Below are 15,016 nucleotides of genomic sequence, written 5' to 3'. Positions count from 1 at the left end.
CGGGGTTCCCGGGGATGCGGGTCTCCGCCAGGGATGCGGGGTCTCCGCCGGGGACAGCTGCCGCGCAGGCCGCGTCCCCGGCGGATCGGGCTGGTTCGTCGACGGCCTGATCCCTGCCCGGCCCATGGCAGAGCCAGCCCCATGGAAGAGCCAGCCCGCCTAGCGCAGCGCCGAAATTCCTGTAATGTCCCGGCCCACGATGAGGGAGTTAATCTCGTAGGTTCCCTCGTAGGTATAGATGGCTTCGGCATCGGCGAAGATCTTTGCCATCCGGTGGTCGGTCACAATGCCGTTGCCGCCCAGGATGCTGCGCCCCAGCGCCACGGTCTCGCGCATCTTGGCACTGGCATAGGACTTGGCCAAAGCGGCCTGCGCCATGCCGCCGTCGGATCCGCGCACCCCCGCTGCCCCCTCGCCGGTTCCCGGACCGCTCCTGCCCGCCTCCGAGGGATAACCTCCCCGTTCCAGCTCGGACACCCGGGCCAGCATCCCGGTGCTGGCCACGGTGTTTCCCAGCATGCGCACCAGTTGTTCGGTAACCAGCTGGAACGAGGCCAGCGGGCGGCCAAACTGTTGGCGTTCCACGGCATACGCCCGGGAAACGTCTACGGCTGCGAGCTGCGCCCCCACCGCCTGCCAGCCCACCATGATGCGCGAGCCGCGCAGGAGGTGTTTGATGTCCTCAAAGCTATCGATTCCCGCAAGCCGGTCATCTTCGCTGACCCGGACATTCGTCAGGGTAATGTCCGCGTTCTGCACGGTCCGCAGCGCCGTCTTGTTCTCGATCCGGGTGCGGTGGACACCCGGGAGCGAAGCATCCAGCAGGAAGCCCCGCACCTTGCCGGTTCCGGGTTCCCGTGCCCACAACAGCATGTAGTTACAGAAAGTTCCGTTGCCGATCCAGCGTTTGCTGCCGTTGAGGAGCCAGGCATCCCCGTCCCGGACCGCCGTGGTTTCCATCCCGCCGGCAACGTCGGAGCCGTGCTCCGGTTCGGTCAGGGCGAAGGCTCCGGTGATGCGAAGTGCCATCGCGTCGGCCAGCAGCCGGTCCTTTTGCTCTGCGGACCCGAAGGCGTGCAGGGCTTCGACGAACAAATCATGGTGAACCATGAAGAATGTGGCGATCGAGGTATCTGTCCGGGTCATTTCCGCAATGACCAACCCCGCAAACAGCGGGCTGTAGCCCTGCTGCACCGGGGTGGACAGTTCCAGCGCCGCCAGCTTGGGCAACAGCTCGGCGGGGAAGTACGCGTCCTGCCACCACTGCCCGGCATACGGAGCCACCTCGGCCGCCAAAAAGGTGCGCAGCTCGGCAAGTTTTTCCTGTTCGCGCTGGCTCAGCAGGTCTTCGAACGCATAAAAATCGGCATCCGGGAGCCCCGCAGCACCGGGCTGTCTTCCTTCATCTGCAGCCAACAAAATCAGCGCGGTCCCATCCGAATGGCGCCGTCCAGGCGGATGGTTTCGCCGTTGAGCATCTGGTTTTCGATAATGTGCGCAGCCAGTGCGGCGTACTCGTCCGGCCGGCCCAAACGGGACGGATGGGGCACCTGCTGCGCCAGGGAGTCCTGGGCTTCCTGCGGCAGTCCCGCCATCATGGGGGTCTCAAAGATCCCGGGAGCAATCGTAACCACGCGGATCAAGTGGCGGGCAAGCTCCCGGGCGAGCGGCAGCGTCATGGCTGCAACCCCGCCCTTGGAAGCGGAATAGGCCGGCTGGCCAATCTGTCCGTCGAAAGCTGCGACGGACGCGGTGTTGATGATGACGCCGCGCTCGGAGGTGCCGCCGGTCTCCACCGGTTCAGTCTCCGCCATGGCCTGAGCGGCGAGCCTGCTGACGTTGAACGTTCCGATGAGGTTCACCTGGATCACGCGGGCAAAGTCCTCCAGCGGCAGTACACCGTTGCGGCCCAGCACCTTGCCGGGGGTCGCGATGCCTGCACAGTTGACAGCCACACGCAGCGGTCCGGCGTTCATAGCGGCTTCCACCGCTGCTGCCATCTGTTCGGGGTCAGTGACATCACCGGGAACAAAGTGGGCGTTGTCGCCCAGCTCAGCAGCGTATGCCAGGCCGCCCGAGGAGGGCAGATCCACCAGGATCACTGACGCTCCGGCGTCGTACAACCTCCGGGCCGTAGCCCGTCCCAGCCCGGAAGCGCCCCCGGTAACAACTGCCGATGCCCCTGAAATGTCCATCCGTACTCCTGCGTCAAAGTTTGCGCCTGCCCCTGCGGCGGCGCCACTTGAGCCTACTGTGATCCGGCACACATCGCATCTTCGCGCTGATTTCCTCGGCCAGCCGCAGCCGCTTTAACTGTGACAGCAGACCTCACGGGGCTAGGGTGGTTCGCATGCTGTCCGAGCAACCGCTGCACGAGATCCAAGCCCGCGCCGATGACGCGGCGGCGTCTGTTGCTGCCGCCTTCGCCCGCCCGCTGCTGGGGCTTCCGGGAACCAGACTGGCCGCCGTCGAAAGCCCGGCCCCGCGCCGCCTGCTGCCCGGGCCGTGGCATTACTGGTGGCAGGCCCACTACGTGGATGCGCTGGTTGACGCAGCGCTGCGCGGAGCTCCCGACGCCGTCGGGCAGGCCCACCAGCTCATCCGCACCATTCGGCTGCGGAACGGGTTGCGTGCCACCAACTGGTATTTCGACGACATGGCCTGGCTGGCCCTGGCTGTGGCCCGCTTCGATGCCCTCCTTCCCTCCCGGCCGGTACGGCGGTCCGACGACGGCGGAGCTCCCCGCCTGCCCGCGGCACGGCGCCATCCCCGGATGCTGGCTGCACTGACGGAGGCCCTGCGCTCGGCCCACACCATGGAGTTTGGCGGCGGGCTGTACTGGAACCGGCGCCGGACCTTCAAGAACACACCGGCCACCGGGCCGGCCGCGCTGCACTTTGCCCGCAGCGGTGAACGAGAGCGCTCCCAGGCCCTGATTGACTGGCTCAACTCCAGCCTCCTGGATGCCGAAACGGGACTGTACCTCGACGGCATCAAGGCGGGAGGAACCACGGCGGATCCTGTGGTGGAACGGGCTGTCTTTTCCTACAATCAGGGCCCGGTCCTGGGCGCCCTGCTGGAACTGGGCGGTCCGGCAAACCTGGCCCGGGCAGCCCAGCTCATCGATGCGGTTCACCGGGTGCTCACCCACTCCGGCACAGCGGTACTCGTCACCCACGGCACCGGTGATGCCGGCTTATTCACCGGCATCCTGGCCCGATATCTTGCCCTGGCCGCAGTGTCTCCGACCCTGCCGGAACGCCACCGGGAACAGGCCGCCGCGATGGTCAGCGCCACGGCTGAAGCGCTCTGGGCAGGACGGACAAAGCGGGGGCAGCGGACGGTCTTCTCTCCGCATCCGCTGGAGGCGGCCGAACGGCATTATCCGGGTGGAACCGGCGTCGGCCTCTCTACCCAGCTGTCAGCGTGGATTATTTTGGAGGCGGCGGCAAGGGTCCGGCGCGGCCACGGCTGAGACGTGCTCAGCCAACCTTCAGGGGCTGCTGTGACGCCGCAGCCGTGACATCCAGATCAGCCAGCGTCAACCGATACCGGGGTTCAGGCGGCAGCGGATTGCTGCTGTGAACCTTCAGTGACGGATCGATGTGCAGGACCTCGCCGGAGTCCATCAGCCGCCACTTGGGATTGTCGTCCATTTTCTCTGTGGCCAGCAGCACCGCAGGCCGCCGGCCTTCGGCCATCTCCTGGCTGTGCACGCTGATCCGCTGTGTGCGCATCCCCGCGTGGGGCTCGGATCCGGCGAGCTCCAGGACATAGAGGGGGTGCGTGTCCGGATACCGGACCGCCCACACGTCCGACCCGGTGGTCAGGATGATGTTCACCGCAAAAAGCCGCAGGTTTTCCGCCACCCACGCCAGCGCCGAGACGATGGCCGCTTCGACGTCGCCCCCGTTGCTGCGCGCCTCCGCCGTGATCAGGGCGAAGACCCGCTCGCTGTCGGTATCGCCCTTCACCAGGTCCATCACGCCAAGCTGCCGCAGCCGCGCCTCGAGCCGGTCCAGATCCTCCACCACACCGTTGTGGGCGAGCAGGCGGTTGTCCTGCTCGAAGGGATGGGTGTTCACCAACAGGTTGCCGCCGGTGCTGGCATACCGCACATGGGCGAGGAACGTGGTGCTGGACAGATCCCGGGCTTCCGCGGCGAAGGCCTTGTCCTCGTAGGCTGCTATCGGAGCTTTATCCACCACCGGCCGCCCCTCACCGTCGAAGGTTCCAATCCCGAATCCGTCAGCTTCCCGCCGGCTCTGCCGGGACAGGCTGTCCGGCGCCGTGAGGAGCCAGAAGGTGGCTTTGACGGGGGTTTTACCGGCGTGCATGCCAAAGAGACGACACATTGATGGTCCTCCGCAGATTTGCCGCAGCAAGGCTCAACTGCCGCGGGCTTGATCAGTGGTGCTTGCATTCAAGAGTCCCGCGGGCATTTTCCAAAGACAAGAGTGCGCGGACACATGGGGACCACAGAGGTATGGGGACCCGGGCACGGCAGGCTCAGGGCGGCATGCGCCGCTGCGGATAGGGAGTCTCGCCGTCTGCCAGCATTTGGACGACGGCAGCAATCCTGCGTTCCCGTGCGGCAGCAGTCTTCAGCGTGCTGAGCCGAAAAAACAGTGCATACCGGTTCTGGGAGTTCAAGATGTCATACGTTGCCTGCGCCTCGGGCACCGCGGCAATCGCAGCCACCAGGTCCGCGGGCATCACAGCTGTAGCGGGCCCCGCATAGGCTTTGTCCCAGCGGCCGTCGGCTTTTGCCTGCTCGACGGCGGCGCGTCCGGACGGTTGCATCCTGCCTTCAGCTTCCAGCTGTTCCACGTATCCCACGTTGCGCAGGCTCCAGATGCTGCGCTTGCCCCGCGGAGTGAACCGTTGAAGGTAGCTTTCGCCGTCGCGTTTGTTGGCCTGTCCGTCAATCCAGCCAAAGCACAACGCTTCCTGCAGTGCTCCGGCGTAGGACAGGTTTGTTACGGTCCCGCCCTTTCGCCCCAGAATCAACTGCACCCCGGGCGAGCTTGCATGATGAGCTGCCAGCCACGTGCGCCATGCCTCCGCGTGCGGGAGGAGCAGCTCGGGCAGCGGCGGCTTCGGCGGCGGCTTCGGCCGTGATTTTGGCGGCGGCTTTGGCGGTGGCGGCCGCGGGTCGCTGCTGGTCATCCTCAGAGCGTAAACCGGTCCCGCACCCGGCAAAAGTACCTTCGGCAGTTCAGCCGAGGGCCAAAGCGCCGCGCGTCGGCTGAGCGCGTTCCCCGGTTTGCGGTAAAACACTTCTATGAGTGTTCGTACCCCTGACCCCTATCCCGGCTGGCTTTCAGAAGATGAGCTCAGCGAGGCGAGGCAACGGCTTCCGATGGTCTATGTCGAAGCCGTTCCGGTTCGCTGCGATCCCCTGGGTTACGTCACGGAAGTGGGCCTGCTGCTGCAGGCCACTGCCGAGGGCAAGATGGTCCGGACCTTTGTCTCCGGACGCGTGATGTACCGGGAAACCATTCGCGCCGCACTGCTGCGCCATCTGGAAAAGGACCTTGGCCCGATGGCCCTGCCCCAGCTGCCGCCGGCTCTGGTTCCGTTTGCCGTGGCCGAGTATTTCCCCTCCCCCTCCCAGTCGGGATTGACCGATGAGCGCCAGCACGCCGTCGCACTGGCCTACCTGATCCCCGTCACCGGTGAATGCGACCCCCGGCAGGACGCCCTGGAACTGTCCTGGCTGACGCCCGAGGAAGCGCTAAGCCCCGACATTTATGCAGAGTTCGCGGGGGGACGCGGTGACCTGCTGCGGCAGGCACTGGCATCGGCCAGCTGGGGCCGCTGAGTACCCGTTACAGCATCTTTATATACTGAGGGCCGACTGCTGCGAAGAGAAGGAATCTGCTATGCCTGAGAGCCAGCCGGAGTCTTACACATTCCGGGTCAATGCCGAGCTGCTTGCACCCGGGCAAATTCCGGTGCATGAAAGCACCTCACTGGCTCCGGTGAAGGACAGCTCCGTGGAGAATGACGACTTCGGCGTGCCCGCCCTGGTTCTCCTTGTTCTCGAAGACGGCATGACGCTGCGCCTGGCCTACGGCTCCTCCGTGCGTGTCCAGGCACCGGCACCGTCCGGTTCCCCGGCGGACGCGGTCCGGGTGGCACCGGTGGAGGAGGAGGACTATGCCGCAGTCGTTGCCGCGGCCGCCGCTGCGCACCCGGATGCGGACCGTGTCCAGGAAGTGGCTGCACGGCTCGGCCGTGGACTGAATGTAAAGTCCGGAAGCAACCTGCAGGACGTCCGGGATTTGGCACACACCCTGTACGTGGACCTGGACGACGCCGAAAACGCCCTGCAGGTCTGCAACATCATCACGGGGCTGCCCTTTGACGGCAACTTTGGCCGGTGGAACTGGATCCAGGGGGCCCTCTCCCTGGCCGCGCATATCACCCATGAAGCGGGCGACGAGGAAGCTTCAGCCGCCTATGCGCAGGCTGTCCGCGCCGGAGACGCAGCGGAAAGCGATCCGTTGAAGGCCAAGCTGGCCGCGGAACTGCTGCAGCGCCAGCTGAATGAACCCAACCTGTATGACCGGGAAATCCACCGCGCAGGGGAGGCCGGCGATGAACACGGCGAACGCGACTGGCGTGTCCTGAGGCTGGATGCCCTGCTGTACCTGCGCGCCCACGGCGGATCCCAGACACTTTCGGAGCATGAGCTGGACCGGCGCATCCGCAACGAGCTGATTGCCGTCCGCGGCCTGAACCTCGACCTGTAGCGGGCCGGGGCCCGGTCTGTAGCGGCCGGGGCCGTCTGTAGCGGCCGGACCCCTAGGGCCGGCTCGCGGCCGGCAGCTGCCCCGAAGCCGCTTCCGGCTGCGCACGGCGACGCGTGCGCCGGCTGTGCAAGTGAATGATCAGGACCATGACCATTCCCACTGCCGCTCCGATAACCGTCTCCACTGCCCGGTCCTTGATCAGCAACGCCGAGTTGCTCGGATGCGCCAGCTCGGTGCTGACCAGTGCCAGCGGCGTGACGACCACCTGGGCCAGTGCATATTGCCGGACCACAAGCATTTCCGCCCCAAACTGCAGCAGCGCAATCACGACGACCATTTGCCACGGTTCCAGCCCTGGCAGCAGAATCAGTGCGGTCAGCACCAGCCCGGCAAAGGTCCCCAGGATGCGGTGCAGGCCCCGGTAGAGCCGGTGGCGCACGCCCACCCCCACCAGCGGCACGGTCGCCGCAACCATCGCCCAGTAATTGTGGCCGATGCCCATCAACGTGGCGATGGACCCGGCAACCGCGGCAGCGATTGCGTAGAGGCCCGCGTCGATCCATACGGTTCTGCGCTGGGCGGCAGTAAAGCGGGGCCTTTCAGGCTTCACCCACGGGGTGCGGTGCGCAGAATGGAGCCGCCCGGACAGGCCGAGCAGCACGGAAAAGCTAACAGTTCCCACAGCCACCAAGAGTGCCTGCCACACGGGCGGCTGGTTCGGCACCGAAGAGATGGCGGCGTAGGCAAAAATGTGGAACAGAGAACCGGTGGGACGAAGCCGCCAGAACCCGGTGCCAAGTGTCCCCAGTCCCGCCACCGCGGTGGTGCCCAGGACGATTCCCCACGCGTCCGGCTCCAGCCGGGAGGTCAGCGCTCCGGCGATGATGACAGCGAGCATCAGCGCACCGGCCCGCAGCTGGTGGCCGAACCGCTGCCGATGCGGCTCATTCCGGCCGTAGATGCCGGTAAAGGCACCAAAGGTGGCAAAGATGGCCAGGTCAATCCGGCCGAAAGCCAAGAGCAGCAGCAGGGGAATCCCCACCCCCAGACCACAGCGCACCGCCACCTGATGATCGTTGTTGGCGGGTGCGATCCGGAACATATCGCGCAGCAGGTTCAAGAGGCAGCTTTCAGGTACGTTTTGCAGGTGTCTGGGGTGCGGCCGATGCCGGCCTTTCCACCGTACGCCCGCCTGTTGCCGCACCCGGAAATATGTGGCGCGCATCCCAGCCGGAACGTCCCGGGCTCCGGCGGACTGCCGGCGTCGGCGGGTAAGGCAAAATGGAGGGGTGTCCTCCTCAACATTTTCCTTCGCCCTCGGTAAGCGCCTGCGTGAAACCACTGCCCCCTCAGCTGAGCAGACGCAGGCCAACGGCGGTGAGTTCCAGGGCCGCACCGGCACCATCACCACGCCGCACGGCGAAATTGCCACTCCGGCCTTTATTGCCGTAGGCACCAAGGCCACCGTCAAGGCGGTCCTTCCCGAGTCCATGGCGGATCTGGGCGCCCAGGCCCTCCTGGCCAACGCCTACCACCTGTACCTCCAGCCCGGTCCGGACGTGCTTGACGCCGCGGGCGGGCTGGGCAAGTTCATGAACTGGTCCGGCCCCACCTTCACCGATTCCGGCGGCTTCCAGGTCATGAGCCTGGGCGCCGGCTTCAAGAAGGTCATCAACATGAATGCGGACGGCACCACGCACGCAACCGGCGCGGACGACGCCGTCGCTCCGGGCAAGGAACGCCTGGCCCACATCGATGACGACGGCGTGTGGTTCAAGTCCCATCTCAACGGAGACAAACACCGGTTCACGCCTGAAGTCTCCATGCAGGTCCAACACCAGATCGGCGCCGACATCATGTTCGCGTTCGATGAGCTGACCACGCTGATGAACTCCCGCGAGTATCAGGAAATGTCATTGGAACGCACCCGGCTATGGGCTCTGCGCTGCATCGCCGAGCATCAGCGGCTCACCGAGGAGCGCGTCGGAAAGCCCTACCAGGCCCTGTTCGGCGTGCTGCAGGGTGCCCAGTATGAGGACCTGCGCCGGAAGGCTTCCCGAGATCTGGGCGCCATGGACTTTGACGGGTTCGGCATCGGCGGAGCCCTCGAGAAGGAAAACCTCGGAACGATCGTGCGCTGGTGCACCGAGGAACTGCCCGAAGACAAGCCTCGCCACCTGTTGGGGATTTCCGAACCGGACGACATCTTCACCGCCATTGAAAACGGTGCCGACACCTTCGACTGCGTCTCCCCTACCCGCGTGGCCCGCACGTCGGCGTTTTACACGCCGCACGGGCGGCTGAACCTCTCCAACGCCCGCTTCAAAAAGGACTTCACTCCCCTGGTGGAGGGCTGCGACTGCTATGCCTGCGCGCACTATACGAAGGCGTACATCCACCACCTGTTCCGGGCCAAGGAAATGGTTGCCTCCACCCTGGTGTCGATCCACAATGAACGCTTCACGGTGAAGCTTGTGGACGACGCACGGCTGGCCATTGAAAACGGATCGTTCTTCGACTTCAAGGCCGAAACGCTCGGGAACTATTACAGCGCCAAGGTCTAGCCGGCAGCTCAGCCTTCCGGCGTACCGGCAGGCACTGCAGCGCCGTAACTCGGTTCGCGCTTCTTGATGGCCTTGATGACCACGGCGGTAACCGGAACAAACAGGAACTCAATGAGCGTCTTGTAGACGAAACCGAAGATCACGTAATTGATGAAGCCGCCGGCGTCGGTGATGCCGATGACCGGCGCGGCAATGGCGCAGAAGATCAGGGTGTCGGCGAACTCTCCCACGCCGGTGGAGGCCATGAGCCGTCCGATCAGCGCCCGTTCCCGGAACCTTTCCTTCATCCGGACCAGGACCCAGGAATTCAGGGTTTGTCCGGCCAGGAAGCCGAGCAGGCTGGCCAGCACGATTTGCCACACCGGACCCAGTGCCAGCTCCAGCGCCGCCTGTTTGGCCTGCCCGTAGTCGTCGTCGAATCCCGGCAGTGCGATGATCACGGCAAAACTGGCCGCAGCCAGTGCCGCAACCGCAAAGCCCGTGAAGATGGCCCGCCGCGCCGCCTTGAAGCCGTAGACCTCGCTAATGACGTCGCCGAGGATGTAGGCCAGCGGGAAGAGGAAAAACCCTCCGTCGGTCACGATGCTGAAGTCGCCGAAGAACGGCCCCAGCACCACGCCCTTGGTGGCGCCGATATTGGAAATGACGATCACCACGCACATGAGCGTCAGGATGATGTCGTAGTGAGAGCTGCCGCGGACGGCAAATGCCGGAGCAGGCGCCGGATCGATGCCGGTGGAGGTGTGCATGGGTCTTCCGTTTCCTAGTGGTTCGCCTGGCTTCCGCCGGCTGTATTAGCACTGTGCCCGCTGCACCGGGCGGCCCGCAGGGGGCCGCCGTCAATTCTGCCACGTTCTGCCCGGCCGCACCGCCATCGTCTTTTTTGAACACGTTCAAAAAAGTGCTGTATTCTTGCAGGCGTGCCGGAAACCGGGCGCACATAAGCGGATCTGCGCCTCTAACCGAACCAGCGCCAACAACTGAACTAAGGAGCGCTGATGACGGCGACGGTCAAGAGTGAAAAGACCCGACGGCTGTTGGTTGATTCCGCCCTCACCCTGTTCCGCACCCGGGGCTACGCCGACACCACCATGCGCTGCATCGCCGAAACGGCAGGGGTGTCAGTGGGCAATGCTTACTATTACTTCCGCTCCAAAGATGAACTCGTTGCCGAGTTGTACCGGCATCTGCAGGATGAACACCGCAGCGCCGCCCTGCCCCTTCTTCGCGACGGACACAACCTGGGTGAGCACCTGCGCCTGATTCTGTTGGCCAACTTGGACGTCATGGGCCCGTTTCACGATTTTGGCGCCCATTTCCTGCGCACTGCCATGCCGCCGTCGTCGGCCTCCCCGCAGGGCAGCCGCGCCGGTGCGGATACGGGAGTTGGCCGGGCCAAATCGATCGCCATGTTCCGCCAGGCCGTCACCGTGTCACGCCCGCAGCCGCCGCTTGCCATCCGCGACGACCTGCCCGAGCTCCTGTGGCTGGTGCACATGGGGGTGACACTTTTTTGGATTTATGACCGCTCGCCGGGGCAGCGCCGCTCGCGCCGGTTGGTGGAGAACGTCGCTCCGCTGGCCGCGAAGCTGGTCATCCTCTCCCGCCTGCCCGTGGTTCGCAATATTGTGGAGGATGTAGTTCACCTCTTCCAGGGAGCCCGACGCGATGACTGACAAAGGCGGCGACGACGTCGTGCTTCCGCCCGCGTTGATACCCGCCCAGGCTGCTCCCGCCGCCGTAGCGCCGCAGCACCAATATGTTCCACCCGGCCCGCTGGCCGTCGCACTGGGATACGGAGTTGCCTGCATTGTCCTGGCCGCAATCGCCACAATTGTGGTGGGGTGGGGGACGTCCCGGGACTTCTGGGGCTACGTTTGGACCGTTATTGTGGCCGCCTTCTACGCAGCCGGTCTCGGATTGTTCACCGCGCTTCCCCTCGCCCTGCTTCTGGGATGGTTCCTGCGCGGCGTCCAGCACCAGGGCCTGCACGTGCTGGCCTTCTTTATCGTGCCGCTGTTGCTCGGCTGGGTCATCATCGGGCTGAGCGTTCATGCCGTCCTGGTGCCGCTGCTCATGGGTGTTGCCATCGGATTGGCCATGGCCGCCGGCCGGGCGGCCATCTGGCCTTTCGCCCGCGCCTAGCTTCCGGTTCCGGGCCTTGTTCCCGCCTCAAACACCCCGCCTGTCCGGCATTAAGCCGCGGTGGCACCGAAGATCGCTTTGGGTGGAAGATGGACTCATGTCTGCTAACACACACTCTGCCGAAACAGCCTCCCCGGCCGTCACCCTGACTATTGCCGGCTCCGAGGCCACCGGCGGCGCCGGCGCCCAGGCCGACCTAAAAACGTTCCAGGAACTCGGAACGTACGGGATAGCCGCCCTGACCTGCATCGTTTCCTTTGATCCGAAAGATAACTGGAGTCACCGCTTTGTCCCGGTGGAACCCCAGGTCATCAGTGACCAGCTCGAGGCCATCCAGACCGCCTATGACCTGACCACTGTTAAGCTCGGCATGCTGGGAACGCCCGCCACGATCGACACCGTCGCCAAGGCCCTCCAGAGCCAGGAATGGACCAACATCGTCCTTGACCCGGTGCTGATCTGCAAGGGTCAGGAGCCGGGAGCCGCCCTGGACACGGACCGGGCACTCAAGGCGCAGATCCTGCCGCTGGCAACCTTCGTTACCCCCAACCACTTTGAATCGATGTCCTTGTCCGGCATGGACTCCATCGAAAGCGTCGAAGACCTGCAGGAGGCAGCCCGCCGCATCCACGAAGCGTCCGGAGCCGTGGTACTCGCCAAGGGCGGAGTACGCCTGGAGGGCGACGACGCCGTGGATGTGTTTTACGACGGCCAGACGATGGAAGTGCTCCGGGCGCCCAAGGTCGGCGAAGTGGCTGTCAGCGGCGCCGGCTGCACCCTGGCGGCAGCCATTACTGCCGAGCTCGCCAAGGGAGCCACCCCGCTGGAAGCGGCGAAGACCGCAAAGGCTTTTGTGACCGAGGGGATCCGGAACCGGGTTTCCTCCCACACCCCGTTTGACGCCCTGTGGCAGGGTAACGCGGGGAATGGCCCGGCGCTGTAATAACCCTGCAACTTTGGTCCGCAGAAGGTACCGGTGGCCAATGGCAGCCGGTACCTTCTGCGGCATCAGTTAACGCCGCCGGTTAACGCCGGCGAAGCTTCGCGTACACCCGGTGCAGGGAAAGAGCCGTCTTGACCGTTCGGGAGTTCACCAGCCGCCGGTGTTCAGCCCGCAGGGAGGCCAGCTCCCCGTGCGCTTGTGCGAGGTAGGACCCCAGCCGATCCTCCTCGGCCTCGGACTGGGCAGCCATCGCAGACTGCGCGTAGAACTTCTCGCCAAGGGCCCTGGCTGATGCCGCCCACTGCCCGGCAGCGCGAAAGACGGGCACCGGCGGAAGATCCTGCGGCGGGCCGGATACTGCCCGGTCCGAGAAGACTGCCGTCACACCGTCCCACCACTGCTTGGACCAACGGTTCCGGGCGGGCAGGACTGTGCCCAGATGAGCTGATACTTCCTCCTTCCGCTCCCAGACCTCTGTCAGGGCCGGAGCCAGCAGCCCCTCCTGCAGCCCCGGAAGCGGAAGGACAAAATCATCAAGACCCCAGTTGGCCAAGACGCCCTTCAGCCGAACCGCACTGTAATCATCCACGGCAAGGCCGACAACGGGCACTGAGCGGGAAAGCCCGAATACCGCCGGGTGGTAACGGGACGTCACAATCAGCGAAGCGCCGGCAGTCAGTGCAGCAGTTTCCCGTGCGGTGAGAACCGGCATGAGGCGGAAGGGAGAGGACATGGACTCGGCAATGCGGGCATGGGCGGACTTGTCCCAACCGTCCTCGTCTCCGATCCCTACATGGGGAAGGAACAGCACAGGCAGCCCGGTTTGACGGTGCAGAGCGTCCAACTCCGCGCCCAGCAAGGCATATAGATTTTCCAGGGAACCGGAAAGCGGAGAAATTGTGACCGCTACGTACCGGGGTTCCGGCGGATCAAAGGTGCGCCCTCCGGACAGGAATGACGCGTCGTCCACCCCCCGCACGGCGGGAACACCAATGCGGCGCGCGAGTTCAGCTGAAGATTGCTCCCGCACGGAGGTCAACTCCGCGGCGCGGAGCAGATCGGCCAGGACTACGGTGTCCGCGGCGCTGAGCTGCGGCCCCAGCGTCTGCCCGGAGACCACAACGGGCATGTTCAGCGACCTCGCGATGGCGACCACAGCGGCACGTTCATACAGCAGCCAGCCGTAACGTGAATTTAGATTTCCCCCGCCGGCAATGACCAGACCGTCACACTTCCCCAGCTCACTGATCAGCCCCAGCGCCGGGTCGCCGGCCGGCAATTCGGCAGAGCCGGCCAGGTGTGCCCGGATTCGGCGCAGGTAGTCTTCCCGCTCGGCAGGCGGCCAGGGGAAAGCAAGCGCAGGTGCTGCGTCCAAGCCAAACAGCTGTTCCGTCTGCTGAGGATTACGGGACAGCATCAGGACCTGCAGTCCGCGGCTCCGGAGTTCATCCGCGGCCGCGTGCCCCATGGCCTCGTCACCGGCATGGTAAGTGTCCTGGCCGAGATCGGCGAGGACGGCAATCCGCAGGGTCATCGCCGTCGCACTCCCTTAAGTGCACCCTTGAGCTTTGCTGCCGCCGTGCCCGCCCGCGCGAGGATGCTGGTCCGTTGCATCATGATGTGTTCCAGCCGCTGCGTGGCCTCGGTTAGCTGTTCCTGCATTTGGACCATCCGTTGCCGGTTCTCCAGCAGCATCTGTTCCTGCTCGGCCATCATGGCGCTGATCTGGAGAAGGACTCCCAGGTCCCTGCCGCTGCTGAGGTCCCTGCGCAGATACTCATCCCGGATGCTGCGGTCGAACCGCTCGTGGTCCCGCGCCTTGGCGAACAGGCTGTTGGCGTCGTCACCTCCTGTTGAGGGCCGCTGGCACCAGAACGCCAGCGGCTCCCCGTCGAGGAATCCAATACGATGGCGCGACAGCACCCGGAGGTTGAATTCCCAGTCACCGCAGACAGGGAGGGATTCGTTGTAATAGCCAAGTTCTTCATGCAGGGAGCGGCGGTAAAGGAACGAGATGGGCACCGCGCGATTAATCTGCAGCATGTCGCCCAGTGATATCTGCTGCATGTTTTCCCAAAAAGGCGCCGAACCGGTCTTGAGGATTTGTCCGTCGACAATTTCCTCATACCTTATTTGGGTTCTCACAACAACCCCTGCATCCAAAGAGTTTTCCAAATAGGAAACTGTCCGTTGCAGGAATTCCGGGTGCCAAAGGTCATCGTCATCATGGATGACGATGTACTCGGAATCACAGCTCTGAACACCGGAGTTGGATGCAGCTTCCATCCCCAGGCTCTGCTTGTTGTGCAGGATGTCAACGCGTTCCCTGGCCGCCTCCGGCAACCCGGCGATCACGTTGTCCACCGGCTCGGCGCTGCCGCCGTCATTGACGATCACCACGCGGAACTGACGGTAGGTCTGGTCAAAAATGTCCTGGAGAGCCCGCTGGAGGAAGTGCGGCCGGTTTTTGGTCCGGACGATGACGGCTACTGGATCCTGCGCTGGCACTTCACTCCCACGGTTCGGTCGGGTTCAGCTACCACGATATACCGATCCTCCAACGGGCTGCGCCGTAATGAAAAAAAGGAATGCTACTTACTGTTGAC

15 protein-coding genes are annotated in these 15,016 nt (G+C 64.6%); 7 read left to right on the top strand and 8 right to left on the bottom strand.

Going from position 1 to position 15,016, the window contains the following annotated elements; translation table 11 throughout:
- Window positions 1-159: 159 nt before the first annotated feature.
- Together CXR00_RS16160 and CXR00_RS16155 are read right to left on the bottom strand one after the other, a co-directional pair.
- On the bottom strand, window positions 160-1,416 hold the full coding sequence (locus CXR00_RS16160; RefSeq protein ID WP_104055948.1) for an acyl-CoA dehydrogenase family protein: 1,257 nt from the start codon (window positions 1,414-1,416) through the stop codon (window positions 160-162).
- Between the two features lie 5 nt (window positions 1,417-1,421).
- Window positions 1,422-2,195, bottom strand: coding sequence for a 3-hydroxyacyl-CoA dehydrogenase (locus CXR00_RS16155; RefSeq protein ID WP_104055757.1), 774 nt, complete (start codon window positions 2,193-2,195; stop codon window positions 1,422-1,424).
- A gap of 155 nt (window positions 2,196-2,350) precedes the next feature.
- On the opposite strand from CXR00_RS16155, the gene CXR00_RS16150 reads away from it, so the two are divergent.
- Window positions 2,351-3,475, top strand: a complete 1,125-nt coding sequence (locus CXR00_RS16150; protein ID WP_104055755.1) for a glycoside hydrolase family 76 protein — start codon at window positions 2,351-2,353, stop codon at window positions 3,473-3,475.
- A 7-nt stretch (window positions 3,476-3,482) separates the two neighbouring features.
- Here the strand turns inward: CXR00_RS16150 and CXR00_RS16145 are convergent, their stop codons facing one another.
- Complete coding sequence (locus tag CXR00_RS16145) at window positions 3,483-4,355, bottom strand: class II glutamine amidotransferase (RefSeq protein WP_104055754.1); 873 nt, start codon at window positions 4,353-4,355, stop codon at window positions 3,483-3,485.
- A gap of 154 nt (window positions 4,356-4,509) precedes the next feature.
- Entirely contained in the window at window positions 4,510-5,169 is a 660-nt protein-coding gene (locus tag CXR00_RS16140; protein ID WP_104055752.1) for a YdeI family protein, read from the bottom strand.
- 115 nt (window positions 5,170-5,284) lie between these two features.
- On the opposite strand from CXR00_RS16140, the gene CXR00_RS16135 reads away from it, so the two are divergent.
- Both CXR00_RS16135 and CXR00_RS16130 read left to right on the top strand, forming a co-directional pair.
- Window positions 5,285-5,824, top strand: a complete 540-nt coding sequence (locus tag CXR00_RS16135) for an NUDIX hydrolase family protein (RefSeq protein ID WP_104055750.1) — start codon at window positions 5,285-5,287, stop codon at window positions 5,822-5,824.
- A 61-nt stretch (window positions 5,825-5,885) separates the two neighbouring features.
- Window positions 5,886-6,758, top strand: a complete 873-nt coding sequence (locus CXR00_RS16130; protein WP_104055749.1) for a DUF6707 family protein — start codon at window positions 5,886-5,888, stop codon at window positions 6,756-6,758.
- Window positions 6,759-6,810: 52 nt separating this feature from the next.
- Here CXR00_RS16130 and CXR00_RS16125 read toward each other — a convergent pair whose 3' ends face one another.
- A complete protein-coding gene (locus CXR00_RS16125) occupies window positions 6,811-7,860 on the bottom strand; it encodes an FUSC family protein (RefSeq protein ID WP_258060550.1) in 1,050 nt (349 codons plus the stop codon).
- Window positions 7,861-8,047: 187 nt separating this feature from the next.
- Between CXR00_RS16125 and tgt the strand changes: the two genes are divergently transcribed.
- A complete protein-coding gene (gene tgt, locus CXR00_RS16120; RefSeq protein WP_181032406.1) occupies window positions 8,048-9,322 on the top strand; it encodes a tRNA guanosine(34) transglycosylase Tgt in 1,275 nt (424 codons plus the stop codon).
- Window positions 9,323-9,330: 8 nt separating this feature from the next.
- Here the strand turns inward: tgt and CXR00_RS16115 are convergent, their stop codons facing one another.
- Window positions 9,331-10,071 carry a queuosine precursor transporter gene (locus CXR00_RS16115; protein WP_104055743.1) on the bottom strand — a complete coding sequence of 247 codons (741 nt, stop codon included), beginning with the start codon at window positions 10,069-10,071 and terminating at the stop codon, window positions 9,331-9,333.
- 249 nt (window positions 10,072-10,320) lie between these two features.
- Here CXR00_RS16115 and CXR00_RS16110 point away from each other — a divergent pair, with 249 nt between their 5' ends.
- The 3 genes from CXR00_RS16110 (at window position 10,321) to thiD (ending at window position 12,410) form a co-directional block, all read left to right on the top strand.
- The gene (locus tag CXR00_RS16110) at window positions 10,321-10,998 is read left to right on the top strand and encodes a TetR/AcrR family transcriptional regulator (protein ID WP_104055741.1); all 678 of its coding nucleotides are present in this window, start codon (window positions 10,321-10,323) and stop codon (window positions 10,996-10,998) included.
- Window positions 10,991-11,467 carry a hypothetical protein gene (locus CXR00_RS16105; RefSeq protein ID WP_104055739.1) on the top strand — a complete coding sequence of 159 codons (477 nt, stop codon included), beginning with the start codon at window positions 10,991-10,993 and terminating at the stop codon, window positions 11,465-11,467. Before CXR00_RS16110 ends, CXR00_RS16105 begins: the two co-directional genes overlap by 8 nt.
- Before the next feature lie 97 nt (window positions 11,468-11,564).
- Window positions 11,565-12,410, top strand: a complete 846-nt coding sequence (thiD, locus tag CXR00_RS16100) for a bifunctional hydroxymethylpyrimidine kinase/phosphomethylpyrimidine kinase (protein WP_104055736.1) — start codon at window positions 11,565-11,567, stop codon at window positions 12,408-12,410.
- Between the two features lie 82 nt (window positions 12,411-12,492).
- Here thiD and CXR00_RS16095 read toward each other — a convergent pair whose 3' ends face one another.
- On the bottom strand, window positions 12,493-13,944 hold the full coding sequence (locus tag CXR00_RS16095; RefSeq protein ID WP_104055734.1) for a polysaccharide pyruvyl transferase family protein: 1,452 nt from the start codon (window positions 13,942-13,944) through the stop codon (window positions 12,493-12,495).
- The gene (locus CXR00_RS16090; protein WP_104055731.1) at window positions 13,941-14,918 is read right to left on the bottom strand and encodes a glycosyltransferase family 2 protein; all 978 of its coding nucleotides are present in this window, start codon (window positions 14,916-14,918) and stop codon (window positions 13,941-13,943) included. The genes CXR00_RS16095 and CXR00_RS16090 overlap by 4 nt, the downstream gene beginning before the upstream one ends.
- Window positions 14,919-15,016 lie beyond the last annotated feature (98 nt).

It is taken from the genome of Arthrobacter sp. 9E16 (assembly GCF_002929435.1).
GTDB lineage: Bacteria > Actinomycetota > Actinomycetes > Actinomycetales > Micrococcaceae > Arthrobacter_B > Arthrobacter_B sunyaminii.
Note: the sequence above shows the minus strand (reverse complement) of the source record. Positions and strands in the feature narration are given on the sequence as shown.

What these genes read in the sequence shown, in the direction of transcription:
- CXR00_RS16150 (WP_104055755.1), top strand. Translation starts at nt 2,351, where the DNA reads ATGCTGTCCGAGCAACCGCTGCACGAGATCCAAGCCCGCGCCGATGAC.
- CXR00_RS16125 (WP_258060550.1), bottom strand. Translation starts at nt 7,860, where the DNA reads ATGTTCCGGATCGCACCCGCCAACAACGATCATCAGGTGGCGGTGCGC.
- CXR00_RS16115 (WP_104055743.1), bottom strand. Translation starts at nt 10,071, where the DNA reads ATGCACACCTCCACCGGCATCGATCCGGCGCCTGCTCCGGCATTTGCC.
- CXR00_RS16155 (WP_104055757.1), bottom strand. Translation starts at nt 2,195, where the DNA reads ATGGACATTTCAGGGGCATCGGCAGTTGTTACCGGGGGCGCTTCCGGG.
- CXR00_RS16145 (WP_104055754.1), bottom strand. Translation starts at nt 4,355, where the DNA reads ATGTGTCGTCTCTTTGGCATGCACGCCGGTAAAACCCCCGTCAAAGCC.
- CXR00_RS16105 (WP_104055739.1), top strand. Translation starts at nt 10,991, where the DNA reads ATGACTGACAAAGGCGGCGACGACGTCGTGCTTCCGCCCGCGTTGATA.
- CXR00_RS16095 (WP_104055734.1), bottom strand. Translation starts at nt 13,944, where the DNA reads ATGACCCTGCGGATTGCCGTCCTCGCCGATCTCGGCCAGGACACTTAC.
- CXR00_RS16135 (WP_104055750.1), top strand. Translation starts at nt 5,285, where the DNA reads ATGAGTGTTCGTACCCCTGACCCCTATCCCGGCTGGCTTTCAGAAGAT.
- thiD (WP_104055736.1), top strand. Translation starts at nt 11,565, where the DNA reads ATGTCTGCTAACACACACTCTGCCGAAACAGCCTCCCCGGCCGTCACC.
- CXR00_RS16140 (WP_104055752.1), bottom strand. Translation starts at nt 5,169, where the DNA reads ATGACCAGCAGCGACCCGCGGCCGCCACCGCCAAAGCCGCCGCCAAAA.
- CXR00_RS16130 (WP_104055749.1), top strand. Translation starts at nt 5,886, where the DNA reads ATGCCTGAGAGCCAGCCGGAGTCTTACACATTCCGGGTCAATGCCGAG.
- CXR00_RS16110 (WP_104055741.1), top strand. Translation starts at nt 10,321, where the DNA reads ATGACGGCGACGGTCAAGAGTGAAAAGACCCGACGGCTGTTGGTTGAT.